Source organism: Streptomyces sp. NPDC047017 (assembly GCF_040644175.1).
Taxonomy (GTDB): domain Bacteria; phylum Actinomycetota; class Actinomycetes; order Streptomycetales; family Streptomycetaceae; genus Streptomyces.
This window is the reverse complement of the sequence record NZ_JBEYVW010000025.1, coordinates 104968-127731: the sequence shown is the minus strand read 5'-3', so window position 1 is coordinate 127731 and position 22764 is coordinate 104968. Positions and strand designations below refer to the sequence as shown.

The following is a 22764-nucleotide window of genomic DNA, read 5'->3' as shown; positions in this document are numbered from 1 at the left end:
CCACAACCGACGAGTAACCCACCAAGATCCACTCGGTCGGCCCGGATGCGTGACCGTTGGCGCCGGAGGTGGTGCCGACATGAGCACACATCAGGCACAGGGCAGCGCGGACCGGGCGCGGAGCGACGCGGACCGGGCGCGGGACGGCGCCGATCGGGCGCGTGGCGCGCTCGGCAGGTACGGGGAGGACCTGGCCGCGCGCCGGCTGGTCCAGGGCGGCCTGGCCGTCCTGGAGCGCAACTGGCGCGGCGGCCGGACCGGTGAGATCGACATCGTGGCCCGGGACGGCGACGTCCTGGTCGTCTGCGAGGTGAAGACCCGCAGGGCGGGCGCCTTCCAGCACCCGCTGGCCGCCCTCACCCCGCGCAAGGCCGAGCGGCTGCGCGGCCTCGCCCAGCGCTGGATCCAGTCCCACGGCGGAGCGCCCCCGGGAGGCGTCCGCATCGATCTGGTCGCCGTCCTGCTGCCCCGGCGCGGCGCGCCCGTCGTCGAGCACGTACGGGGGGCGGTCTGATGGGATTCGCACGTACGTGCTCCGTGGCCCTCGTCGGAGTGGAAGGCGTGGTCGTCGAGGTACAGGCCGACCTCGAACCGGGCGTCGCCGCCTTCACCCTGGTGGGACTGCCCGACAAGAGCCTGACCGAGAGCCGCGACCGGGTGCGGGCCGCCGTGGTCAACTCCGGCGCCGACTGGCCGCAGAAGAAACTCACGGTGGGCCTCAGCCCGGCCTCGGTGCCCAAGGCGGGCAGCGGCTTCGACCTGGCCGTGGCCTGCGCGGTGCTCGGCGCCGCCGAGCGGATCGACCCCCGGGTCCTCGCCGACCTCGTGATGATCGGCGAGCTGGGCCTGGACGGCCGGGTGCGCCCGGTGCGCGGCATCCTGCCGGCGGTGCTGGCCGCCGCCGACGCCGGGTACGAACAGGTCGTCGTACCGGAGTGCGCCGCGGCCGAGGCCAGCCTCGTGCCCGGGGTCTCGGTGCTCGGCGTACGCAGCCTGCGGCAGCTGATCGCCGTGCTGACCGACGAACCCGTGCCCGAGGAGGACCCGGACGACCAGGGCCGCCCGGACCCGCTGCTGGCCGGGCTGCGGCTGCCCGGCACCGGCGCGGCCACCGGCATGCACAGCCTGGGCGCCGCCCAGCAGGACCAGGGGCACGACCTCGCCGACGTCGTCGGCCAGATCTCCGCGCGCACCGCCGTGGAGGTCGCCGCGGCCGGTGGACACCACCTGTTCCTGGAGGGGCCGCCGGGCGCCGGCAAGACCATGCTCGCCGAGCGGCTCCCCGCCGTCCTGCCCCCGCTCGTCCGCCAGGAGTCCCTGGAGGTCACGGCGGTCCACTCGGTGGCCGGACTGCTCCCGCCCGGCAAACCGCTGATCGACCTCGCCCCCTACTGCGCCCCGCACCACTCGGCGACCATGCAGGCCCTCGTCGGCGGCGGCCCCGGCATCGCCCGCCCGGGAGCCGTCTCCCTCGCCCACCGCGGAGTGCTCTTCCTCGACGAGACCCCCGAGTTCAGCAGCCACGCACTGGACGCCCTGCGCCAGCCCCTGGAGGCCGGCCATGTGGTGATCGCGCGCAGCGCGGGGGTGGTGCGGTTCCCGGCGAGGTTCCTGATGGTGCTCGCGGCCAACCCGTGCCCCTGCGGCCGGTTCTCGCAGCGCGACACCCTGTGCGAGTGCTCCCCCTCCGCGATCCGCCGCTACCAGGCCCGGCTCTCCGGGCCGCTCCTCGACCGCGTCGACCTGCGGGTCGAGGTGGACCCGGTGACCCGGGCCGAGCTGACGCGGCGCGATGCCCGCGGCGAGTCCACGGCGACGGTGGCCGACCGGGTCCGGGCCGCCCGGGAACGCGCGGCGGCCCGGCTCGCGGACACACCGTGGCGGACCAACAGCGAGGTGCCCGGCCGTGAGCTGCGCAGCCGCTGGTACGCCGCCTCCGGCGCCATGGACGAGGCCGAACGCGGCCTGGAGCGCGGTGTCCTCACGGCCCGGGGACTCGACCGCGTCCTGCGCGTCGCCTGGACGGTCGCGGACCTCGTCGGCCACGACCGCCCCGACGCCTCCGACGTCGCCCTCGCGCTGCAACTGCGCACGGGGGTGCCGCGCGGGGTGCCGATGGCTCTGGGGGCGGCGGTATGAGCGCGGTGGGTGGGTCGGGCGGCCCGGGAGGGCTGAATGGATCGGGCGGGCTGGGCGAGTCGGACGCGGCGGGCGGGTGGGACGTGTCTGACGGGTGGGACGTGTGTGACGGGCCGGGCGCCCCGGATGCGCTGTCCGACTCGGACCGGCTGAGCGCCCGGGACGCCGGTGGTGGCGGCGATCCGCTTCCGGGCCCTCCGGGCCCCCAGAGCCGCCAGAGCCCTTCCGGTCTCGCGGATTCTCCGGACCGTGAGTCGGCCGCGCGGGTCTTCCTCACCCGGGTGCTCGAACCCGGGGACCGGGCCGGTGGGCGGTGGTTGCGGGAACTGGGGGCCCGGGCCCTGGTCCGGCGGCTGCTGGACGGCGGGCCACCGCTGCCCGGGGTGTCGGACAAGCGGTGGGCGGGGCTGTGCGCGCGGGCCGCCCGGGCCGATCCCGGGCGGGATCTCGACGCCGCGCGGGAGGCCGGGATGCGGTTCGTGTGCCCCGGTGACGCCGAGTGGCCGGCCCAGCTCGACGACCTCGGGGACGCCCGGCCCACCGGACTGTGGGTGCGCGGCCGGGCCGGGCTGCGGCTGTGGGCCCTGCGCTCGGTCGCCCTGGTCGGCGCCCGGGCCTGCACCGAGTACGGCGCCCACATGGCCGCCACGCTCGCCGCCGGCCTCGCCGAACGCGGCTGGGTGGTGGTCTCCGGCGGCGCCTACGGGGTCGACGGCGCCGCCCACCGCGGCGCGCTGGCCAGCGGCGGCGCCACCGTCGCCGTGCTGGCCTGCGGCCTGGACCGGCCCTATCCGAGCGGCCACGCCCGCCTGATCGACCGGATCGCGGCACAGGGCCTGGTGGTCGGTGAGCTGCCGCCCGGCGACCATCCGACGCCGGGCAGGTTCATCGTCCGCAACCGGGTCATCGCGGCGCTCACCCGCGGCACCGTGGTCGTGGAGGCCGCCTACCGCAGCGGCTCGCTGGTCACCGCGCGGGCCGCCCAGCGACTGGGCCGCCACACCATGGGCGTGCCCGGCCCGGCCACCAGCGCCCGGTCGGCGGGCGTCCACGAACTGCTGCGCGGCGGGGCGGCGCTGGTCACCGATGCCGCGGAGGTCGTGGAACTGGTCGGCGCCATCGGCGAACTGGCCCCGCGGCGCAGCGGACCCGTGCTCCCGCGCGATCTGCTGGAGCCGGCGGCCCGGCAGGTCCTGGCCGCGCTGCCCGCGCGCGGCGCGCCGTCCGCGGCGGAGATCGCCCGCGGCGCCCGGACGGCACCCGACGACGCGATCGCGAGACTGTACGAACTCCGCTCGCTCGGCTACGTCGAACGACACGGCGACGGATGGAAGTTGACACGCCAGACGATGATCTCCGTCCGAGCGGACCGGGACGGGTGTTGACCGAGCGTGTTCGGCCGTCCGGGGGAACGCCGACACCTGCGTGGATTCCCGCAGTTGAGCGACGCATTCGTCACCGAGGGTGATGTGTGTGACGCGGCGGGGCGCCCTGCGAAACGTATCTGCGCACGCCCCGCGCCCCGCCGTTCGCGCACCGCGACGTCCCAGTCACGCTACGCTCACGTGGTTCCGACGCGGACACCCCGATACCGAACCCAGACCGACAGCTCACCCAGAAAGCCGCATCCACGGCAGAACGGCACAAGGCGACGAATGCCCCAGCACACCTCCGGGTCCGACCGGGCGGCGATCCCCCCAGCCGCCCGCGACGGTGGCAGCGTGCGGCCGCCGGCTCCCTCGACACTCGACGAGCTGTGGCGGTCGTACAAGGCGACGGGGGACGACCGGCTGCGGGAGCAGCTGATCCTGCACTACTCGCCGCTGGTCAAGTACGTGGCGGGACGGGTGAGCGTCGGGCTGCCGCCCAATGTGGACCAGGCCGACTTCGTGTCCTCGGGGGTCTTCGGGCTCATCGACGCGATCGAGAAGTTCGACATCGACCGGGAGATCAAGTTCGAGACCTACGCGATCACCCGGATCCGGGGCGCGATGATCGACGAACTGCGCGCGCTGGACTGGATCCCGCGTTCCGTACGGCAGAAGGCGCGCAACGTCGAGCGGGCCTACGCCACCCTGGAGGCCCGGCTGCGGCGTACGCCGTCGGAGGGCGAGGTGGCCGCCGAGATGGGCATCGCGGTCGACGAACTGCACGCGGTTTTCAGCCAGTTGTCGCTGGCCAACGTGGTGGCGCTGGAGGAGCTGCTGCATGTGGGCGGCGAGGGCGGCGACCGGCTGAGCCTCATGGACACCCTGGAGGACACCGCCGCCGACAACCCGGTGGAGGTGGCCGAGGACCGGGAGCTGCGCCGGTTCCTGGCCCGGGCGATCAACACGCTGCCCGAGCGGGAGAAGACCGTGGTCACGCTGTACTACTACGAGGGCCTCACGCTCGCCGAGATCGGCAATGTCCTCGGGGTGACCGAGAGCAGGGTCAGCCAGATCCACACCAAGTCGGTGCTCCAGCTGCGGGCCAAGCTCGCGGGGTTCGGCCGGTGAGTTCGGGCGGTGCCGTGGGCGGTGGCCCGGCCGGGCTCACTCCCGTCGCGGCGGGCGCGTCCGTACAGTGGTCGACGTGCCAAGGATTCGAGCGGCCTCCGTGGCCGAGCACCGGTCGATGCAGCGAGCCGCCCTGCTGGACGCGGCGCGCACCCTGCTGTCCGAGGGCGGGACGGAGGCGCTGACCTTCCCCGCTCTGGCCGAGCGGACGGGGCTCGCGCGGTCGTCGGTCTACGAGTACTTCCGGTCACGGGCCGCCGTGGTCGAGGAGCTGTGCGCGGCCGACTTCCCGGTGTGGGCGGCGGAGGTCTCGGCGGCGATGGCGGCCGCGGACGGGCCCCGGGCCAAGGTCGAGGCGTACGTCCGCACCCAGCTGGAACTGGTCGGGGACCGCCGGCACCGGGCCGTCGTGGCGATCTCGGCGAGCGAGCTGGACGCGGGGGCGCGGGAGAAGATCCGGGCCGCACACGGCGGCCTGATCGCCATGATCGTCGACGCGCTGGAGGAACTGGGCCACGGGCAGCCCCGGCTGGCGGCGATGCTGCTGCAGGGCGTGGTCGACGCGGCGGTACGCCGGATCGAACTGGGGGCCGAGGAGTCGTCGGCCGTCGCCGAGGCGGCGGTGGGGATGGCCCTGCGGGGTGTGTGCGGCTGAGCCCCAGGAGCGTTGGCCGCCCACCGCGCGGCCACCGTCCGTAGTGCGGCCCGCGCGGCCCGTGCCCACCGTGCTGCCCGCATGCGCTTCGCCGGTGCCGGGCGCGTCCCGTCCGGTGCCGGACCCTAGGGCGGCGACGGCACCCCCAGGACCGGTAGCAGTCTCGGTGGGGCCTGGTTCAGGAGGTACGGGGGAAGCAGGAGCAAGGGGTTCAGGTAGGTCTCGTTTCTGCGCAGGCCCCAGTGCAGGCAGCCGGTGCCGCAGTGCGAGCCCGTGGGCTCCAAGGTGCCGACGATGTCACCGGCCTTCACCTCGGCGCCCTCGCGTACCGACGCCCGGACCGGCTCGTACGTCGTCCGCAGGGACGGGTGACCCGTACCCGACAGCTCCACCGAGACCACGCCCCGCCCCGCCACCACCCCCGCGAAGGACACCCGGCCCGCCGCCACCGCCCGGACGGGGGCGCCCGGCGGTGCCCCCAGGTCCACACCCCGGTGCCCGGGGCCGTACACCGTCACCGGCGGCTGCCACCCGCGCAGGACCGGCGGACGGCTCCCCACCGGCCACACCCGCCCCACCGCCGGCACGGCCGCCACCGGAGAGCCCGTAGAACCCGTGGAGTCCGGGGTGTCCGTGGCGTCCGTGGTGTTCGGGATGTCCGGACCGTCCCGCGCGGGCCCCGGGTCGGCCGCTGCCGCCGGTGGAGCCCAGCCGCCCGCCCACGCCGCCGAGGCCAGCAGCACCGCCGCCGGCCCCAACAGCAACCCCAGCGGCAGCCGGAGCCGCAACCCCAGCCGGAGCCGCAGCGGCAGCCGCAACCCCAGCCGCAGCGGCAGCCGGAGTCGCAGGTGCGGTCCGAGCGGCCGCCCGGGCCGTCCGTCCACACCTCGCATCGCACACGCACGCATCCAGGACATGCCCCCACGCTCCCGCAGCCCCGCCCGGAGGGGCCGGGCCCTGTGGACAACCCGCCGGTTGTGGACAGGGGCGTCACCCGGCGCCTTCCGGGTCCCGTACACTTCTGGTGGCGATCCGGGTCACCGGGTCGACTTCGCACGCCCCGACACACAGCCGGCAACGGTCGTGTCAGCGCCCCTCGGTCCTTCGTGGCACGGCGCGCCGCGGGCGTCAGGCGCGGGAGCCGTCCGGCACCCGCGGCACAACCGAGAAATTCAAGGAGATACGGCCATGGCCGTCGTCACGATGCGGGAGCTGCTGGAGAGCGGCGTCCACTTCGGTCACCAGACCCGTCGCTGGAACCCGAAGATGAAGCGCTTCATCTTCACCGAGCGCAACGGCATCTACATCATCGACCTGCTCCAGTCGCTGTCGTACATCGACCGCGCCTACGAGTTCGTCAAGGAGACCGTCGCCCACGGCGGCACGGTCATGTTCGTCGGCACGAAGAAGCAGGCGCAGGAGGCCATCGCCGAGCAGGCCACCCGCGTCGGCATGCCCTACGTCAACCAGCGCTGGCTGGGCGGCATGCTCACCAACTTCTCGACCGTCTACAAGCGTCTGCAGCGCCTCAAGGAGCTTGAGCAGATCGACTTCGAGGACGTGGCCGCCTCCGGCCTCACCAAGAAGGAGCTGCTGGTCCTCTCCCGCGAGAAGGCCAAGCTGGAGAAGACCCTCGGCGGTATCCGCGAGATGCAGAAGGTGCCCAGCGCCGTCTGGATCGTGGACACCAAGAAGGAGCACATCGCCGTCGGTGAGGCCCGGAAGCTCAACATTCCGGTCGTCGCGATCCTCGACACCAACTGCGACCCCGACGAGGTCGACTACAAGATCCCGGGCAACGACGACGCGATCCGCTCCGTCACCCTGCTCACCCGCGTGATCGCCGACGCCGTCGCCGAGGGCCTCATCTCCCGCTCGCGCGTCGCCACCGGTGACAAGGGCGAGAAGGCCGCGGGCGAGCCGCTCGCCGAGTGGGAGCGCGACCTGCTCGAGGGTGAGAAGAAGGCCGACGAGGCGCCGGCCGCCGAGGCTGAGGCTGAGGCCGAGAAGCCGGCCGAGGCCCCCGCCGAGGCTGCTGAGGCTCCGGCCGCCGAGGCCACCGAGGCTCCGGCCGCCGAGGCCACCGAGGCCGAGGCTCCGGCCGCCGCCGAGGGCGAGCAGTCCGCCTGACCCGTCAGTCAGTGTCGACGGCGGGAGCGGGCGCATGAAGTCCGCTCCCGCCGTTCACCCGTAGGTCAGCGGCGCGTCGGCGGGACCGGCCCCGAGAGCGGCAGGCTCAAGGGGTGACGGGGCTCCGCGGACCCCCTGATCTTCGATCTTCCAGACTTCGAGAAAGATTCACAGACTCATGGCGAACTACACCGCCGCCGACGTCAAGAAGCTTCGTGAGCTCACGGGCGCCGGCATGATGGACTGCAAGAAGGCGCTGGACGAGGCCGAGGGCAACGTCGAGAAGGCCGTCGAGGCGCTGCGCATCAAGGGCCAGAAGGGCGTCGCCAAGCGCGAGGGCCGCTCCGCCGAGAACGGCGCCGTGGTCTCGATCCTCGCCGACGACAACTCCTCCGGTGTCCTCGTCGAGCTGAAGTGCGAGACGGACTTCGTCGCCAAGGGCGAGAAGTTCCAGGCCGTGGCCAAGGCCATCGCCGAGCACGTCGCCAAGACCGCCCCGGCCGACCTGGAGGCCCTGCTCGCCTCCGAGATCGAGGCCGGCAAGACCGTCCAGGCGTTCGTGGACGAGGCCAACGCCAACCTCGGCGAGAAGATCGTCCTGGACCGCTTCGCGCAGTTCACCGACGGTTACGTCACCGCGTACATGCACCGCACGATGCCCGACCTGCCCCCGCAGATCGGTGTCCTCGTCGAGCTGGACAAGCCGAACGCCGAGGTCGCCAAGGGCATCGCCCAGCACATCGCCGCCTTCGCGCCGAAGTACCTCTCCAAGGAGGACGTGCCGGCCGAGGTCATCGAGTCCGAGCGCCGTATCGCCGAGGAGACCACCCGCGCCGAGGGCAAGCCCGAGGCCGCGATCGCCAAGATCGTCGACGGTCGCGTCAACGGCTTCTTCAAGGACGCCACGCTGCTCGGCCAGCCCTACGCGCTGGACAACAAGAAGTCGGTCCAGAAGGTCCTGGACGAGGCCGGTGTCACCCTGAAGCGCTTCTCGCGCATCAAGGTCGGCATCTGAGTCGTCCGTCCGTACCGCGACGGACACCCGACCCGGATAGGGTCGACAGCAGTCGTCCCCCTCGCGCGCAGGCCGGCACGCGGCCGCGGGTGAGGGACGACAGCAGATCTGACGAGGAGGCCATTGCCGCTGCATGGGATGCGAACCACCCCACCGGCAATGGCCTTCTTCGCATGTGCACCACGTAACAGAGGCGGGATCTCATGACCACCAAGGCCCAGAAGAGCGACGACGGCAAAGTGACCGGCCGGTTTCTGCTGAAGCTGTCCGGAGAGGCATTCTCCGGCGGCGGTGGCCTGGGCGTCGACCCGGACGTGGTGCACGCCATCGCCCGTGAGATCGCGGCCGTCGTCCGGGACGGCGCGCAGATCGCGATCGTGATCGGCGGCGGCAACTTCTTCCGCGGCGCCGAACTCCAGCAGCGCGGCATGGACCGCGCCCGCTCGGACTACATGGGCATGCTCGGCACCGTGATGAACTGCCTCGCCCTTCAGGACTTCATCCAGAAGGAAGGCATCGACAGCCGGGTCCAGACCGCCATCACCATGGGCCAGGTCGCCGAGCCGTACATCCCGCTGCGCGCCGTGCGCCACCTGGAGAAGGGCCGCGTGGTCATCTTCGGCGCCGGTATGGGCATGCCGTACTTCTCCACCGACACCACCGCCGCCCAGCGCGCCCTGGAGATCGACGCCGAGGCGCTGCTGATGGGCAAGAACGGGGTGGACGGGGTCTACGACTCCGACCCCAAGACCAACCCGGACGCGGTCAAGTTCGACTCCCTCGGCTACGGCGAGGTCATCACCCGGGACCTGAAGGTCGCCGACGCCACGGCGATCACGCTGTGCCGCGACAACCGCCTGCCGATCGTCGTCTTCGAGCTCCTGAAGGAGGGCAATATCGCCCGCGCCGTCAAGGGTGAGAAGATCGGCACGCTGGTGGGTGACCAGACCGGCCGGGCCTGACCGGCCGGCCGGCGCCCCCGGACCGCGACCGGCGCCCCCGGTGCGCGGGTTCACGGGTCCGCGGGGAAGCCACCTGTCCGGGGGACGGACGGGACGGACCCGGGCCGGGGGATGGACAATGTCCTGCCGGTCGGGAACCGTGCAGGAAGAAGACGCGACGCAGCCGGCGACGGCCCCGACCAGGAACCGCAGCCGGGCCTACTCAAGACACGCAGGAGCAAGTGGTGATCGAAGAGACCCTCCTCGAAGCCGAGGAGAAGATGGAGAAGGCCGTCGTGGTCGCCAAGGAGGACTTCGCCGCGATCCGTACCGGCCGTGCGCACCCGGCGATGTTCAACAAGATCGTCGCCGACTACTACGGCGCGCTGACGCCGATCAACCAACTGGCCTCGTTCTCCGTACCGGAGCCGCGCATGGCCGTCGTGACCCCGTTCGACAAGACCGCGCTGCGCAACATCGAGCAGGCGATCCGCGACTCGGACCTGGGCGTCAACCCGAGCAACGACGGCAACATCATCCGGGTGGTGTTCCCCGAGCTGACCGAGGAGCGCCGCCGCGACTACATCAAGGTCGCCAAGGGCAAGGCCGAGGACGCCAAGGTGTCCATCCGCTCGGTGCGCCGCAAGGCCAAGGACACCATCGACAAGCTGATCAAGGACGGCGAGGTCGGCGAGGACGAGGGCCGCCGTGCGGAGAAGGAGCTCGACGACACCACCGCGAAGTACGTCGCGCAGGTGGACGAGCTCCTGAAGCACAAGGAGTCGGAGCTGCTCGAAGTCTGATGAACGACTCTTCCTGGGGAGCGCCGCAGCCGGCCGGGTACTGGGGACCAGCGGACCAGGCCCAGGGGGCCGTCCCCGCGGGTCCCGCCCACGATGCGCCGGGCGGCCGGCAGATCCGCCCCCTGCCCATCGTGCCCGAGGTGCCCGCACACGGCGGAGACCAGGAGGACGACCGGGGGGCCGCTCGTACGATGAGCGGCCCCTTGTTCCCGGACGAGGCCGAGCTGCCGCAGTCCTACCCGGCGGCACAGCCGCAGCCCTACGGGGCGCCGCAGCCGCAGCCGCGGTCCTATGACGCCTCGCAGTCGCCGCCGCACTCCTATGGGGCGCCGCAGCCGCAGCCCCTCCCACAGCCACAGCCGCACCCGCAGTCGTACGCGCCGAGCCAGCCGCAGCCACAGCCGCAGCCGTACGGAGCGCCGCAGCCGCGGTCCTACGACACGCCGCGGACGCCGCCCGCCCACGGGCCGGCGCCGCAGAATCCGGAGCCCATGCCCGACGCCCCGCAGCCGGCGCCAGCCCCGCAGAAGAAGAGCGCGGGCCGGGACCTGGGCGCTGCCATAGGAGTCGGTCTCGGGCTCGGCGTGGTGATCATCGCGTCGCTGTTCGTGGTCAAGGCCGTGTTCGTGGGCGTCATCGCGGTCGCCGTCGTGGTCGGCCTGTGGGAGCTGACCTCGCGGCTCCAGGAACGCAAGGACATCAAGGCGCCGCTGGTGCCGCTGGCGGTCGGCGGCGCCGCGATGGTGGTCGCCGGGTACGTCCGGGACGCCGAGGGCGCCTGGGTGGCGATGGCGCTGACCGCGCTGGCGGTGCTGGTCTGGCGGATGACACAGCCGCCCGAGGGCTATCTCAAGGACGTCACGGCGGGCGTGTTCGCCGCGTTCTACGTGCCGTTCCTGGCCACCTTCGTGGCGATGATGCTCACCGCGGGCGACGGCCCGTTCCGGGTCCTGACCTTCCTGATCCTCACCGTGGTCAGCGACACCGGCGCGTACGCCGTCGGCTGGCGCTTCGGCAAGCACAAGCTCGCCCCGCGCATCAGCCCCGGCAAGACCCGCGAGGGCCTGGTCGGCGCGGTCACCTTCGCCATGGTGGCCGGCGCGCTGTGCATGCAGTTCCTGATCGACGACGGCGCCTGGTGGCAGGGCCTGCTCCTCGGCCTCGCGGTCGCGGCCAGCGCCACCCTCGGCGACCTGGGCGAGTCCATGATCAAGCGGGATCTGGGCATCAAGGACATGGGCACGCTGCTGCCCGGCCACGGCGGCATCATGGACCGCCTGGACTCCCTGCTGCCGACCGCCCCGGTGGTCTGGCTCCTGCTGGTGCTGTTCGTCGGCTCGGCCTGAGCCGGCCCCGGCGCCCTACCCCTGCCGCCTGCCGCCCTCGTGACCGGCGGCCCGCCGGGCCACCCGAGTCGATCTGCGACACTGGTACCACCATGCCCAAGCCCGGAGAACTCACTTTCGTCGCCCCCCGCGGAGCCAAGAAGCCGCCGCGGCACCTTGCCGATCTCTCGCCCGCCGAGCGCAAGGAGGCCGTGGCCGCGATCGGCGAGAAGCCGTTTCGCGCCAAGCAGCTCTCGCAGCACTACTTCGCGCGGTACGCGCACGACCCGGAGCAGTGGACCGACATCCCCGCCGGGTCGCGCGCCAAGCTGCGGGAGGCGCTGCTGCCCGACCTGATGACGGTCGTGCGGCACCTGTCCACCGACGAGGGCACCACCCGCAAGACGCTGTGGCGGCTGTTCGACGGCACGCTCGTCGAGTCGGTGCTCATGCGCTACCCGGACCGGGTGACCATGTGCATCAGCTCGCAGGCGGGCTGCGGGATGAACTGCCCGTTCTGCGCGACCGGCCAGGCCGGCCTCGACCGCAACCTGTCGACCGCCGAGATCGTGCACCAGATCGTGGACGGCATGCGGGCGCTGCGCGACGGCGAGGTGCCGGGCGGTCCGGCGCGGCTGTCCAACATCGTGTTCATGGGCATGGGCGAGCCGCTCGCCAACTACAACCGGGTGCTCCGCTCCATCCGTGCCCTGACCGACCCGGAGCCGGACGGGCTCGGCCTGTCCCAGCGCGGGATCACCGTGTCCACGGTGGGCCTGGTCCCGGCGATCCACCGGTTCGCCGACGAGGGCCTCAAGTGCCGTCTCGCCATCTCCCTGCACGCCCCCGACGACGAACTGCGCGACACCCTCGTGCCCGTCAACACGCGCTGGAAGGTGCGGGAGGTGCTGGACGCCGGGTTCGAGTACACCGCGCGCTCCGGGCGACGGCTGTCCATCGAGTACGCGCTGATCCGGGACATCAACGACCAGGCGTGGCGCGGCGACCGGCTGGGCCGGCTGCTCAAGGGCCGGCCCGTGCACGTCAACCTCATCCCGCTCAACCCGACCCCCGGCTCCAAGTGGACGGCGTCGCGGCCCGAGGACGAGAAGGCGTTCGTCGAGGCGATCGCGGCGCACGGTGTGCCGGTGACGGTCCGGGACACCCGTGGGCAGGAGATCGACGGGGCCTGCGGCCAGCTGGCGGCCACCGAGCGATAGGCGGGCGGCAGCCGGGTGCCAGCCCGGGTGCCGGCCGACGGTAGTCTGCCGGACGGTAGTCTGAGGGCCGTACACACATCTTCATATTCCGACAGGGGAGCGCCACAGCGCTGAGAGTGCGGCACCGGCCGCAGACCCTCTGAACCTCGCCCAGGTCATTCTGGGTAGGAAGTTCGGTCACCACTCAAGCTGTTGCGCCCTGCCCGGCGTCCCGCGCGGACCCGGGCGGGGCCGCGTCTCTTCCTGGCCAACCCCCAGGAGGACATCCAGTGCACACCAAGACGTTCGTCGCCGCGGCGGTCGGACTCGGCCTGGTCACGCTCTCCGCGTGCGGGTCGTCCAACGGCGGCTCGTCCGCTGCGGACACCAAGACCGTGACCCTGGTCAGCCACGACTCGTGGGCCGCCTCCAAGAGCGTCATCGCCGACTTCGAGAAGAAGTCCGGCTACAAGGTCCGCGTCCTCAAGGACGGCGACGCCGGCCAGGCCGTCAACAAGGCCGTCCTCACCAAGGACGACCCGCAGGGCGACGTCTTCTTCGGCGTCGACAACACCCTGCTCTCCCGCGCCCTGGACAACGGCCTCTTCCAGCCCTACCAGCCCAAGGACGCCGGGCTCGTGCTGCCGCGGTACCGGGTGGACCAGGCCAAGCACCGGGTCACGCCCGTCGACTCCGGCGACATCTGCGTCAACTACGACAAGAAGTACTTCGCCGACCACAAGCTGGCCCCGCCCGCCACCTTCGACGACCTCGCGAAGCCCCAGTACAAGAACCTCCTCGTCACCGAGAACCCCGCCACCGCCTCGCCCGGTCTCGGCTTCCTGCTCGGCACCGCCGCGAAGTACGGCGACGGGGGCTGGCCGGAGTACTGGAAGAAGCTCAAGGCCAACGGTGTCAAGGTCGTCGACGGCTGGGAGCAGGCGTACAACCAGGAGTTCTCCGGGTCCGCGGGCGGCAGGAAGGCCAAGGGCGACCGGCCCCTCGTCGTCTCCTACGCCTCCTCGCCGCCCGCCGAGGTCGTCTACGCCGAGCCGCGGCCGAAGACCGCCCCCACCGGCGTCGCCGACGGCACCTGCTTCCGCCAGACCGAGTACGCCGGCCTGCTCAGCAACGCGAGGAACACCAAGGGCGGCAAGGCCTTCCTCGACTTCCTGCTCAGCCAGGAGTTCCAGCAGGACATGCCGCTGAACATGTACGTCTACCCGGTGCGCCGGGGCGCCCAGGTGCCGCCGGAGTTCACGAAGTACGGACCGCAGGCCAAGGACCCCGAGACCATGGCACCGGAGAAGATCGCCGCCGACCGCGACCAGTGGGTCAAGACGTGGACCTCCCTCGTACTGAAGTAGCCCCCGCCTCCGCCCGCGACCGCGCCCGCGCCCGTCGTTCGGGGAACGCGGCGCGGCTCGGCCTGATGGCCGCGCCCGTCGCGTTCTTCGCGCTGTTCTTCGCCTACCCGGTGGCCGCGATCGTCCGGCGCGGGCTGCGGACCGGCGGGGCCTGGCACCCCGGGCGGATCGCGGACGTGCTCGGCCAGTCCGGCATCCGGCACGTGCTGTGGTTCACCACCTGGCAGGCGCTCGCCTCCACCGCGCTCACCCTGCTGATCGCGCTGCCCGGCGCCTACGTCCTCGCCCGCTACGACTTCCCCGGCCGCCATCTTCTGCGGGCCGTCGTCACCGTGCCGTTCGTGCTGCCCACCGTGGTCGTCGGCACCGCCTTCCTCGCCCTGGTCGGCCGCGGCGGCCTGCTCGACGAGCTGTGGGGGGTGCGCCTGGACACCACGGTGTGGGCGATCCTGCTCGCCCATGTCTTCTTCAACTACGCCGTGGTCGTCCGGACCGTGGGCGGCCTGTGGGCCCAGCTCGACCCGCGCCAGGAGGAGGCCGCCCGGATGCTCGGCGCCTCACCGCTGACCGCCTGGCGCAAGGTCACCCTGCCGGCTCTCGCGCCCGCGCTCGCCGCCGCCGCGCTCATGGTCTTCCTGTTCACCTTCACCTCCTTCGGCGTGGTGCAGATCCTCGGCGGTCCCACGTTCTCCACCCTGGAGGTGGAGATCTACCGGCAGACCTCGGAGATCTTCGACCTGTCCACCGCGGCGGTCCTGACGCTGGTGCAGTTCCTCGCGGTCGGCGCGATCCTCGCCGTGCACGCCTGGACCGTACGGCGCCGGGAGAGCGCGCTGCGGCTGGTGGACGCCGCCCGCACCGCCCGGCGGCCGCGCGGCGCCCGGCAGTGGGCGCTGCTGGCCGGTGTCCTCGCCTCCATCGCCGTGCTCCTGCTGCTGCCGCTGGCCGTGCTGGTGCAGCGCTCGCTCACCGCGCCCGGCCTCGGCTACTACCGGGCGCTGACGGACGCCGACGGCGGCACCTTCCTGGTCGCGCCGATCGACGCCGTCGGCACCTCCCTGGCCTACGCCGCCGCAGCGACCGCCATCGCGGTGGTGATCGGCGCGCTGGCCGCCGCCGCGCTCACCCGCCGCGACGCCGGCCGGCTGGTCCGCGGCTTCGACGCGCTGCTGATGCTGCCGCTCGGCGTGTCGGCGGTGACCGTCGGGTTCGGTTTCCTGATCGCCCTGGACAAGCCGCCGCTGGATCTGCGGCAGTCCTGGGTCCTGGTCCCGCTCGCGCAGGCCCTGGTCGGCGTGCCCTTCGTCGTACGGACCATGCTGCCGGTGCTGCGCGCCGTGGACGTACGGCTGCGGGAGGCGGCCGCCGTGCTCGGGGCGTCGCCGTGGCGGGTGTGGCGGGAGGTGGACCTGCCGCTGGTGCGGCGGGCGCTGCTGATCGCCGCCGGGTTCGCCTTCGCGGTGTCCCTGGGGGAGTTCGGCGCGACCGTGTTCATCGCCCGGCCCGACAACCCGACCCTGCCGGTCGCGGTGGCCCGGCTGCTGAGCCGTCCCGGCGACCTCAACTACGGCCAGGCGATGGCTTTGTCGACGATTCTCATGGTGGTGTGCGCGGTGGCGCTGCTGGTCCTGGAACGGCTGCGCACCGACCGGAGCGGGGAGTTCTAGATGCTGCTGAGCCTTCGGGCCGCGACCGTGCGCTTCGGCGGGCGGCCGGTGCTCGACGCCGTGGACCTGGCGGTCGCCGAGCACGAGACGGTGTGCGTGCTCGGCCCCAGCGGCAGCGGCAAGTCGACGCTGCTGCGCGCGGTCGCCGGACTCCAGCCGCTGGACGCCGGGCAGGTGCTGCTCGACGGGCGCGAACAGGCGGGTGTGCCGGTGCACCGCCGCGAGGTCGGCCTGATGTTCCAGGACCACCAGCTCTTCCCGCAGCGGGACGTGGCCGGGAACGTCGGCTTCGGGCTGCGGATGCGCGGTACGGTGCGCAGTGAACGGGATGCCCGGGTACGGGAGTTGCTGGAGCTGGTCGGGCTGCCGGGCGCCGGGCGGCGGGCCGTGGCGGCCCTGTCCGGCGGCGAGCAGCAGCGCGTCGCCCTCGCCCGGGCGCTCGCCCCGCGCCCGCGCCTGCTCATGCTCGACGAGCCGCTCGGCCAGCTCGACCGCTCGCTGCGCGAACGCCTCGTCGTCGAACTGCGCGAACTGTTCGGCCGGTTGGGCACCACCGTGCTCGCCGTCACCCACGACCAGGGCGAGGCGTTCGCGCTCGCCGACCGGGTCGTGGTGATGCGGGACGGCCGGATCGCCCAGTCCGGCACGCCTCTTGAGGTGTGGCAGCGCCCGGCGGACGCCTTCGTCGCCCGGTTCCTCGGCTTCGAGAACGTCGTCGAGGCGAGCGTCGACGGCGAGATGGCGCTCACGCCGTGGGGCAAGGTGCCCGTGCCCGAAGGGGCACCCCAGGGCGCGCACAGCCTCCTCGTACGTCCCGCCGGTGTCCGTCTGGTGCCCGCCGCCGAGGGCCTGCGCTGCACGGTGACCGCCCGCACCTTCAAGGGCACCCATGTCGCCGTCCACCTCCAGCCGCGGGACGCGCCGCGACTGGAGGCCGCCTGCCCGCTGCGGTCCGCGCCCGAGGTCGGGGACGAGACCGGGGTGGAGTTCGACCCGGCCGAGATCGTGGTGCTGGACTGATCCATCGTGGGGCTGGGCCGATCCGGCGTGATGCTGGGCTGATCCGGCGGGTGACCGGCAGCGGGCCGGCCGGTGCGGTCCGCTGCCGTAACGGGCCGGGCCGCTGCCGCTTGCCGGTGCGCGCCGGGGGTCAGCGGCCGCCGCCCGTACCCCGGCGGCGCAGGCCGTAGGCGACCGCGCCGCCGCCGACGACGACCAGGGCGACCGCGATGCCGGCGATCAGGGGGGTGTGCGAGTCCGACCCGGTCTCGGCCAGGTGCGAGTCACCGACCGCGGGGGAGGGCGCGCTGCCCGCGGCGCCCGCCGGGGCGGTACTGCTCACCGCCGGGGACGGTGTGGCGGGCGGCGGGGTGGGCTGCGCTGTCAGGGTGGCCGTCGGTGTCGGGATGCCGGGCCGGGACGGCGTGGGGGAGGGTCTCCGGGTGGCCGGCGCGCAGGGTGTGGACGGGGTGGTCAGCCCGGGTGTGATGTCCTTGTCGACGGCGGTGCCGCCGGCCTTCACATGGACGCGGTACGTGGTGTCCGGCCGCCAGTCCTCGGAGAAGGTGACCGTGGTGCCGGCGGCCGAGCCCCTGACCGTCCGCTCGCCGACCTTCTTCTCGTCGGCGCCGTGGTTCTCCAGGAACACGGAGACCACCGCCGCCGTCCCGGAGGCGTCCTTGTCGGTGACGACGATGGCGCCCTTGCCGCCGCTGCCGCAGGCCGCCACGGCGGAGAACTCACTGATGTCACAGGCGAGCGCGCCGCCCGCCGCGCCGAGGCCGAGCGCGGCGGTGACGGCGGCGACACCCAGGACGCGCCCGGGGCGCGCGGTACGACGGGATGTCCTGCGGAGGGATGTTGTCCTACGGCGGGATGACCTACGGCGGGAGATCCATGAGATCGACAAGGCGGCCACGGTGCCCTTCACGAGGTGCGAGTGCGGGGGGTCGACCGGGGCGCCGGAGCGGCCATGGCGCGGCCCCGGCGCCCCGTGCGGCTCACAGGTCTACAAGTGCTCCGTGAGAAGTGTCAACGCATCGGCACCGCAAGGGGGTCGGCTTTGCCCTCTCATGGGGAGGCCGGAGGTTTCGGCGCGGGCTCAGCCCTGCATGGCCGCCGGGTCCATCCACATGACCTCCCAGGAGTGGCCGTCGAGGTCGTCGAAGGCCCGGCCGTACATGTGCCCGTGGTCCTGGGGTTCGCCGCTCACCGCGCCGCCGGCCGCGACCGCCTTCTCGATCAGCTCGTCGACCTTCTCGCGGCTCTCCGCGCTCAGGCAGATCAGGACCTCGCTGGTCCGGGTGGAGTCCGCGATCTCCTTCCGGGTGAACTCGGCGTAGTGCTTCTTGCTGAGCAGCATCGCGAAGATCGTGTCGCTGATCACGACGCAGGCGCTGTCGTCGCCGGAGAACTGCGGGTTGATCGGGTAGCCGAGCGCGGCGTAGAACTCCTTGGCCGCGGCCACGTCGTCGGTCGCCAGGTTCACGAAGATCATCTGCTGGTACGTGGTGGACGTGGTGGACATATGGGCCTCTCCCCTTGTCGTGCTGCCGTTCGTGCCGTTCGCGGGGGTGGACCCGGGCGCCGCGCGGAACTCATCGGCGGGCACCGGATCTCTTTGCCTCGGCCGCTTTGGTGGTCCCGGCCGTTCCGGTTGTCCCGACCGTTCCGGTGGTCCCGGCCGTTCCGGACAGGTCCTAGCGCGCCAGCGGCAGCGCGGCCAGGTGGGCGATGGCCAGGGTCAGTGGGACGAACAGGGCCAGCAGCGCGCCGGCGCGCAGGGCCGCGGCGGTGCGCAGGACGGTCGCGGGGGCGCCGAGCCGGCGCAGCGCGGCGATGGTGCCCGACCGGTCCTGCCGCGCCTCCACGGCCGCGCTGAACAGGGCGGCCACGGCGCAGCCGGCCACCAGGAGCGCGCCCAGCACGGTCAGGGGGCCGGGCGAGGGCATCGGGCCCTGGTACGGCACGGCCACCGCGTACGCCCCGGACGCCACCGCGCAGGTGACGCCCAGCGGGCGGCCGACGCGGCCCGCCTCCTCCATCAGCACCCGGCCCGCGAGCAGGCGTACCGCGCCCGGCCGCACCGCCTGGAGCAGGCGGCCGCACAGGTGGGTGAGGCCGGGCCCGGCGAGGGCGAGGCCCAGCGCGGTCAGCAGCCAGCCCACCAGCACCGGCGCGGAGTCGGGGGCGAGGCCGCCGGGCAGGGTGACGCCGGGTGCGGTGGCGGCGCCGGGGGTACGGCCGGCGTACGCCTCGACGGTGAAACCGGCGGCGAGGACCGCGATGCCCCAGGGCAGCCCGGCGGGGGGCCGGCGGGGCGGGAGCGGGCGATGGGGGTCGGCGGCGTCCGGCTCGGTACCGGGATCGGCATCGCCGGCGGCGTCGGCGTCGGTGCCGGTGCCGGTGTCTGTGCCGTCCGGTCCGGTGGTGATGGTGCGTGGGGCGGGGGCGCCGTCGGTGACCTGTTCGTCACCGCCGCCACCGCCACTGCCGCCCACCGGCACGGAGGCGGAGGCGGGAACGGGCGCGGGCGCCGGCGCGGACCGGCGTGCGGGCCGGGTGCGCTCGCCTGCCGGGGCGCGCTGCTCGCGGGGGCGCAGCGCCAGGGCGACCGCCGCCGACGCGAGCACCGGTACGACGGCCAGCAGCGTCAGCGTGCCCGCCACCGGCAGCCGTTTGTGCCGGGCCAGGAACTCCGGCCCGGCGCCGGCGAACGGGGCGACGCCGGTGAGGTCGCCGCGCAGGTGGAGAAAGGCCAGCAGGGCGAGCAGGCAGCCGAACGCGCAGGTCAGGGCGGTGGTCGCCGCCGATACGGCCATCATCCGGGCGGGTCCGAGGCCGAGCGCGGACAGGCCGCCGCGGGGCCGGGTGCCGGGGTCGGTGCGGGCCACGGCGACCGCGAGGTGGAGGGTGGCGGCCAGCGGCAGCAGACACCAGGACAGCCGCAGCAGCGCGGCGGACGGGTCGTCGGCGTGGCCCAGCGCGTGGCCGAGACTGCTCAGCAGCAGGAAGCCGGTGCCCGCCGAGGCCGCCGTGACCGTCAGGCGGCGCAGCTGGACGGCGGGGTGGGCGACCCGGGTCAGACGGAGAGCGAGCACGCCGCCCGGCCTTCCGTCGTGTCACCGGCCGCGGGCAGCCGCACGCTCTTCACGCACCGCCCGTCCTGCAGTGCCACCGTGCGGTCGGCGAGCGCCGCGGTCTCCGCGTCGTGGGTGGCCAGGACGACCGTGATGCCGTGCGAGCGGGCGGCCGTGGTGAGGGTGCGCAGCACATGGGCGCGGTCGGCGCGGTGCAGCGGGGCGGCCGGCTCGTCGGCGAAGATCACCGTGGGCGCGGGGGCGAGCGCGCGGGCGATGCAGACGCGCTGGCGTTCGGCCTGGCGCAGCTGGTGGGGGCGCCGGTGGGCCAGCTCGCCGACGTCCAGGCGCTCCAGCCACTCCCGGGCGGCCACCTTGGCGCGGCGCCGGCCGGTGCCGCGCAGCATCAGCGGCAGGGCGGTGTTCTCCCAGACGTTCAGCTCCGGGACGAGCACCGGGGCCGGGTCGATCCAGCCGAACCGGTCGCGGCGCAGCCGTTCGCGCGCCAGCGGGCCGAGGGTGTGCACGGGGGCGCTGTTGAACCACACCTCGCCGTCGCGGACGCGTACCATCCCGGACAGGCAGCGCAGCAGGGTCGTCTTGCCGCTGCCGCGCGGTCCGGCGACGGCGAGGATCTCGCCCTGGCGCACGCCCAGCGAGACGCCGGCGAGGGCGGGGGAGCCGTCCTTGTGGGTGTAGTGCAGGGCGCGTGCCCAGAGCACGTCGTTGTCCGGCGGGGCCACCATGGCGTACACCTCGGTTCGGATCAGAAATGCCGCGCGGGTTGCCGTGCGGGTCCGTGGGATCCCTCGTACGAATCCCCCGTACGGGGGAACGAAGGCGGAGCCGATCGGTCACTGGCACGCTAGGCAGCCGACGCGGGGTGGCCGGACAGCACACGGCCCCGGGCCGCCGTTTCCCACTCGAACGGACGGCTCCGGGGCCGGTGATGATCATCTGATCGGAGGTACGCGCCTCAGTGGGCGCTCACCGTGACGCACAGGTCACAGCTTGGTCCACGCCTCCGTCAGCGTCGCACGCAGGATCTGCTCGATCTCGTCGAAGGTCTCCTGGTTGGAGATCAGCGGCGGGGCGAGCTGGACGACCGGGTCGCCGCGGTCGTCGGCACGGCAGTACAGGCCGTTGTCGTACAGCGCCTTGGAGAGGAAGCCGTACAGGACGCGCTCGGTCTCCTCGTCGTTGAAGGACTCCTTGGTGTGCTTGTCCTTCACCAGCTCGATGCCGTAGAAGAAGCCGTTGCCGCGGACGTCGCCGACGATCGGCAGGTCGTGCAGCTTCTCCAGGGTGGAGCGGAAGGCGCCCTCGTTGTCCAGCACGTGCTGGTTGAGGCCCTCGCGCTCGAACAGGTCGAGGTTGGCCAGGCCCACCGCGGCGGAGACCGGGTGGCCGCCGAAGGTGTAGCCGTGCAGGAAGGTGTTGTCGCCCTTGTAGAACGGCTCGGCCAGGCGGTCGGAGATGATGCAGGCGCCGATCGGGGAGTAGCCCGAGGTCATGCCCTTGGCGCAGGTGATCATGTCCGGCACGTAGTCGAACTTGTCGCAGGCGAACATCGTGCCCAGGCGGCCGAAGGCGCAGATGACCTCGTCCGAGACGAGCAGCACGTCGTACTGGTCGCAGATCTCGCGCACCCGCTGGAAGTACCCGGGCGGCGGCGGGAAGCAGCCGCCGGCGTTCTGCACCGGCTCCAGGAAGACGGCGGCGACCGTCTCCGGGCCCTCGAAGAGGATCTGCTGCTCGATCTGGTCGGCGGCCCAGCGGCCGAAGGCCTCGGGGTCGTCGCCGAAGATCGGGGCGCGGTAGATGTTGGTGTTCGGGACCTTGTGCGCGCCCGGCACCAGCGGCTCGAAGGGGGCCTTCAGGCTCGGCAGGCCGGTGATGGACAGGGCGCCCTGCGGGGTGCCGTGGTAGGCGACCGCGCGGGAGATGACCTTGTGCTTGGTGGGCTTGCCGACCAGCTTGAAGTACTGCTTGGCGAGCTTCCAGGCGGTCTCGACGGCCTCGCCGCCACCGGTGGTGAAGAAGACCTTGTTCAGGTCGCCCGGGGCGTGGTGGGCGAGACGCTCGGCCAGCTCGACGGCCTTGGGGTGGGCGTACGACCAGACCGGGAAGAAGGCCAGTTCCTGCGCCTGCTTGAAGGCGGTCTCGGCCAGCTCGGTACGGCCGTGGCCGGCCTGGACCACGAACAGGCCCGCGAGGCCGTCCAGGTAGCGCTTGCCCTTGTCGTCGTAGATGTAGGTGCCCTCGCCGCGCACGATGGTCGGCACGGGGGCGTTCTCGTACGAGGACATGCGGGTGAAGTGCATCCACAGGTGGTCGTACGCGGTTCGGCTGAGGTCCTTGCTCACGGTTATCGGGTTCCCCACATGTAGGTCTGCTTCTTGAGCTTCAGGTACACGAAGCTCTCGGTGGAGCGCACGCCGGGCAGGGCCCGGATGCGTTTGTTGATGACGTCCAGCAGGTGGTCGTCGTCCTCGCAGACGATCTCGGCGAGGATGTCGAACGAGCCCGCGGTCATCACCACGTACTCGACTTCCGACATGTCAGTCAGCGCGTCCGCTATGGCCTCGACATCGCCCTCGACGTTGACGCCGACCATCGCCTGCCGGCGGAAGCCCACGGTGAGCGGGTCCGTGACGGCGACGATCTGCATGACGCCCTGGTCCAGCAGCTTCTGCACGCGCTGGCGCACGGCTGCCTCGGAGAGGCCGACGGCCTTGCCGATCGCCGCGTAGGGACGGCGGCCGTCCTCCTGGAGCTGCTGGATGATGGCGAGGGAGACGGCGTCCAGCTGGGGGGTGCCGTTCCCGGTGCGGGACTCGCGGGACGAGTCCCTCTGCTCTGCGCTTCGACTGGCCACGTCTTCACTGTGCACGACGTCTCGACAGTTCCGCAAGCCCGAATCGATGAAATTCGTTGTTTACGGCG

At 72.8% G+C, this 22764-nt stretch carries 21 protein-coding genes and 1 riboswitch; of the genes, 14 read left to right on the top strand and 7 right to left on the bottom strand.

The annotated features are described in order from the left end of the window. The first annotated feature begins 79 nt into the window (after positions 1-79). The 5 genes from ABZ858_RS32900 to ABZ858_RS32880 all read left to right on the top strand — a co-directional run bounded on the left by ABZ858_RS32900 (position 80) and on the right by ABZ858_RS32880 (position 5292). Positions 80-514, top strand: a complete 435-nt coding sequence (locus ABZ858_RS32900) for a YraN family protein (protein WP_361387075.1) — start codon at positions 80-82, stop codon at positions 512-514. Next, entirely contained in the window at positions 514-2139 is a 1626-nt protein-coding gene (locus tag ABZ858_RS32895; RefSeq protein ID WP_361387072.1) for a YifB family Mg chelatase-like AAA ATPase, read from the top strand. Before ABZ858_RS32900 ends, ABZ858_RS32895 begins: the two co-directional genes overlap by 1 nt. A 281-nt stretch (positions 2140-2420) precedes the next feature. Next, complete coding sequence (gene dprA / locus ABZ858_RS32890) at positions 2421-3524, top strand: DNA-processing protein DprA (RefSeq protein ID WP_361387069.1); 1104 nt, start codon at positions 2421-2423, stop codon at positions 3522-3524. Between the two features lie 270 nt (positions 3525-3794). After that, positions 3795-4637 carry an RNA polymerase sigma factor WhiG gene (whiG, locus tag ABZ858_RS32885; RefSeq protein ID WP_361387066.1) on the top strand — a complete coding sequence of 281 codons (843 nt, stop codon included), beginning with the start codon at positions 3795-3797 and terminating at the stop codon, positions 4635-4637. A gap of 100 nt (positions 4638-4737) precedes the next feature. Further along, on the top strand, positions 4738-5292 hold the full coding sequence (locus ABZ858_RS32880; protein ID WP_361387155.1) for a helix-turn-helix domain-containing protein: 555 nt from the start codon (positions 4738-4740) through the stop codon (positions 5290-5292). A gap of 125 nt (positions 5293-5417) precedes the next feature. Here ABZ858_RS32880 and ABZ858_RS32875 read toward each other — a convergent pair whose 3' ends face one another. Next, positions 5418-5888 carry a M23 family metallopeptidase gene (locus ABZ858_RS32875; protein ID WP_361387152.1) on the bottom strand — a complete coding sequence of 157 codons (471 nt, stop codon included), beginning with the start codon at positions 5886-5888 and terminating at the stop codon, positions 5418-5420. Between the two features lie 592 nt (positions 5889-6480). Here ABZ858_RS32875 and rpsB point away from each other — a divergent pair. The 9 genes from rpsB (at position 6481) to ABZ858_RS32830 (ending at position 16759) form a co-directional block, all read left to right on the top strand. Then, positions 6481-7422 (top strand): 30S ribosomal protein S2, encoded by a 942-nt coding sequence (gene rpsB, locus ABZ858_RS32870; protein WP_361387063.1) that lies wholly within the window; start codon positions 6481-6483, stop codon positions 7420-7422. Between the two features lie 178 nt (positions 7423-7600). Then, on the top strand, positions 7601-8437 hold the full coding sequence (tsf, locus tag ABZ858_RS32865; RefSeq protein WP_361387060.1) for a translation elongation factor Ts: 837 nt from the start codon (positions 7601-7603) through the stop codon (positions 8435-8437). A 203-nt stretch (positions 8438-8640) separates the two neighbouring features. Beyond that, on the top strand, positions 8641-9399 hold the full coding sequence (gene pyrH, locus ABZ858_RS32860) for a UMP kinase (RefSeq protein WP_361387057.1): 759 nt from the start codon (positions 8641-8643) through the stop codon (positions 9397-9399). A 224-nt stretch (positions 9400-9623) separates the two neighbouring features. Beyond that, a complete protein-coding gene (frr, locus tag ABZ858_RS32855) occupies positions 9624-10181 on the top strand; it encodes a ribosome recycling factor (RefSeq protein WP_361387054.1) in 558 nt (185 codons plus the stop codon). A gap of 122 nt (positions 10182-10303) precedes the next feature. Next, positions 10304-11527, top strand: a complete 1224-nt coding sequence (locus ABZ858_RS32850) for a phosphatidate cytidylyltransferase (protein WP_361387149.1) — start codon at positions 10304-10306, stop codon at positions 11525-11527. A gap of 92 nt (positions 11528-11619) precedes the next feature. Beyond that, positions 11620-12726 carry a 23S rRNA (adenine(2503)-C(2))-methyltransferase RlmN gene (gene rlmN / locus ABZ858_RS32845; protein WP_361387051.1) on the top strand — a complete coding sequence of 369 codons (1107 nt, stop codon included), beginning with the start codon at positions 11620-11622 and terminating at the stop codon, positions 12724-12726. Between the two features lie 83 nt (positions 12727-12809). Next, positions 12810-12915: riboswitch (TPP riboswitch) on the top strand. 80 nt (positions 12916-12995) lie between these two features. Then, the gene (locus ABZ858_RS32840; RefSeq protein WP_361387048.1) at positions 12996-14072 is read left to right on the top strand and encodes a thiamine ABC transporter substrate-binding protein; all 1077 of its coding nucleotides are present in this window, start codon (positions 12996-12998) and stop codon (positions 14070-14072) included. Between the two features lie 65 nt (positions 14073-14137). Continuing rightward, positions 14138-15739: an iron ABC transporter permease gene (locus ABZ858_RS32835; RefSeq protein WP_361387045.1), complete on the top strand. Its 1602-nt coding sequence runs from the start codon at positions 14138-14140 to the stop codon at positions 15737-15739. Continuing rightward, positions 15740-16759 carry an ABC transporter ATP-binding protein gene (locus ABZ858_RS32830; protein WP_361387042.1) on the top strand — a complete coding sequence of 340 codons (1020 nt, stop codon included), beginning with the start codon at positions 15740-15742 and terminating at the stop codon, positions 16757-16759. It abuts the gene before it with no gap. Positions 16760-16889: 130 nt separating this feature from the next. Here the strand turns inward: ABZ858_RS32830 and ABZ858_RS32825 are convergent, their stop codons facing one another. The 6 genes from ABZ858_RS32825 to ABZ858_RS32800 all read right to left on the bottom strand — a co-directional run bounded on the left by ABZ858_RS32825 (position 16890) and on the right by ABZ858_RS32800 (position 22711). Next, positions 16890-17642: an LAETG motif-containing sortase-dependent surface protein gene (locus ABZ858_RS32825; protein WP_361387146.1), complete on the bottom strand. Its 753-nt coding sequence runs from the start codon at positions 17640-17642 to the stop codon at positions 16890-16892. A gap of 198 nt (positions 17643-17840) precedes the next feature. Then, complete coding sequence (locus ABZ858_RS32820) at positions 17841-18266, bottom strand: VOC family protein (protein WP_361387039.1); 426 nt, start codon at positions 18264-18266, stop codon at positions 17841-17843. Positions 18267-18438: 172 nt separating this feature from the next. Further along, entirely contained in the window at positions 18439-19839 is a 1401-nt protein-coding gene (locus ABZ858_RS32815) for a hypothetical protein (protein ID WP_361387037.1), read from the bottom strand. Beyond that, on the bottom strand, positions 19821-20564 hold the full coding sequence (locus tag ABZ858_RS32810; RefSeq protein WP_361387034.1) for an ATP-binding cassette domain-containing protein: 744 nt from the start codon (positions 20562-20564) through the stop codon (positions 19821-19823). Before ABZ858_RS32810 ends, ABZ858_RS32815 begins: the two co-directional genes overlap by 19 nt. A 258-nt stretch (positions 20565-20822) precedes the next feature. Continuing rightward, positions 20823-22202: an aspartate aminotransferase family protein gene (locus ABZ858_RS32805; protein WP_361387031.1), complete on the bottom strand. Its 1380-nt coding sequence runs from the start codon at positions 22200-22202 to the stop codon at positions 20823-20825. Beyond that, positions 22187-22711 carry an Lrp/AsnC family transcriptional regulator gene (locus ABZ858_RS32800; protein WP_018567992.1) on the bottom strand — a complete coding sequence of 175 codons (525 nt, stop codon included), beginning with the start codon at positions 22709-22711 and terminating at the stop codon, positions 22187-22189. The genes ABZ858_RS32805 and ABZ858_RS32800 overlap by 16 nt, the downstream gene beginning before the upstream one ends. Between the last annotated feature and the right edge of the window lie 53 nt (positions 22712-22764).

Bases quoted from the DNA above. Each gene is read 5' to 3' on its own strand.
- ABZ858_RS32900 (WP_361387075.1), top strand. From the start codon at position 80: ATGAGCACACATCAGGCACAGGGCAGCGCGGACCGGGCGCGGAGCGAC.
- ABZ858_RS32895 (WP_361387072.1), top strand. From the start codon at position 514: ATGGGATTCGCACGTACGTGCTCCGTGGCCCTCGTCGGAGTGGAAGGC.
- whiG (WP_361387066.1), top strand. From the start codon at position 3,795: ATGCCCCAGCACACCTCCGGGTCCGACCGGGCGGCGATCCCCCCAGCC.
- rpsB (WP_361387063.1), top strand. From the start codon at position 6,481: ATGGCCGTCGTCACGATGCGGGAGCTGCTGGAGAGCGGCGTCCACTTC.
- tsf (WP_361387060.1), top strand. From the start codon at position 7,601: ATGGCGAACTACACCGCCGCCGACGTCAAGAAGCTTCGTGAGCTCACG.
- pyrH (WP_361387057.1), top strand. From the start codon at position 8,641: ATGACCACCAAGGCCCAGAAGAGCGACGACGGCAAAGTGACCGGCCGG.
- rlmN (WP_361387051.1), top strand. From the start codon at position 11,620: ATGCCCAAGCCCGGAGAACTCACTTTCGTCGCCCCCCGCGGAGCCAAG.
- ABZ858_RS32835 (WP_361387045.1), top strand. From the start codon at position 14,138: ATGGCCGCGCCCGTCGCGTTCTTCGCGCTGTTCTTCGCCTACCCGGTG.
- ABZ858_RS32830 (WP_361387042.1), top strand. From the start codon at position 15,740: ATGCTGCTGAGCCTTCGGGCCGCGACCGTGCGCTTCGGCGGGCGGCCG.
- ABZ858_RS32820 (WP_361387039.1), bottom strand. From the start codon at position 18,266: ATGTCCACCACGTCCACCACGTACCAGCAGATGATCTTCGTGAACCTG.
- ABZ858_RS32810 (WP_361387034.1), bottom strand. From the start codon at position 20,564: ATGGTGGCCCCGCCGGACAACGACGTGCTCTGGGCACGCGCCCTGCAC.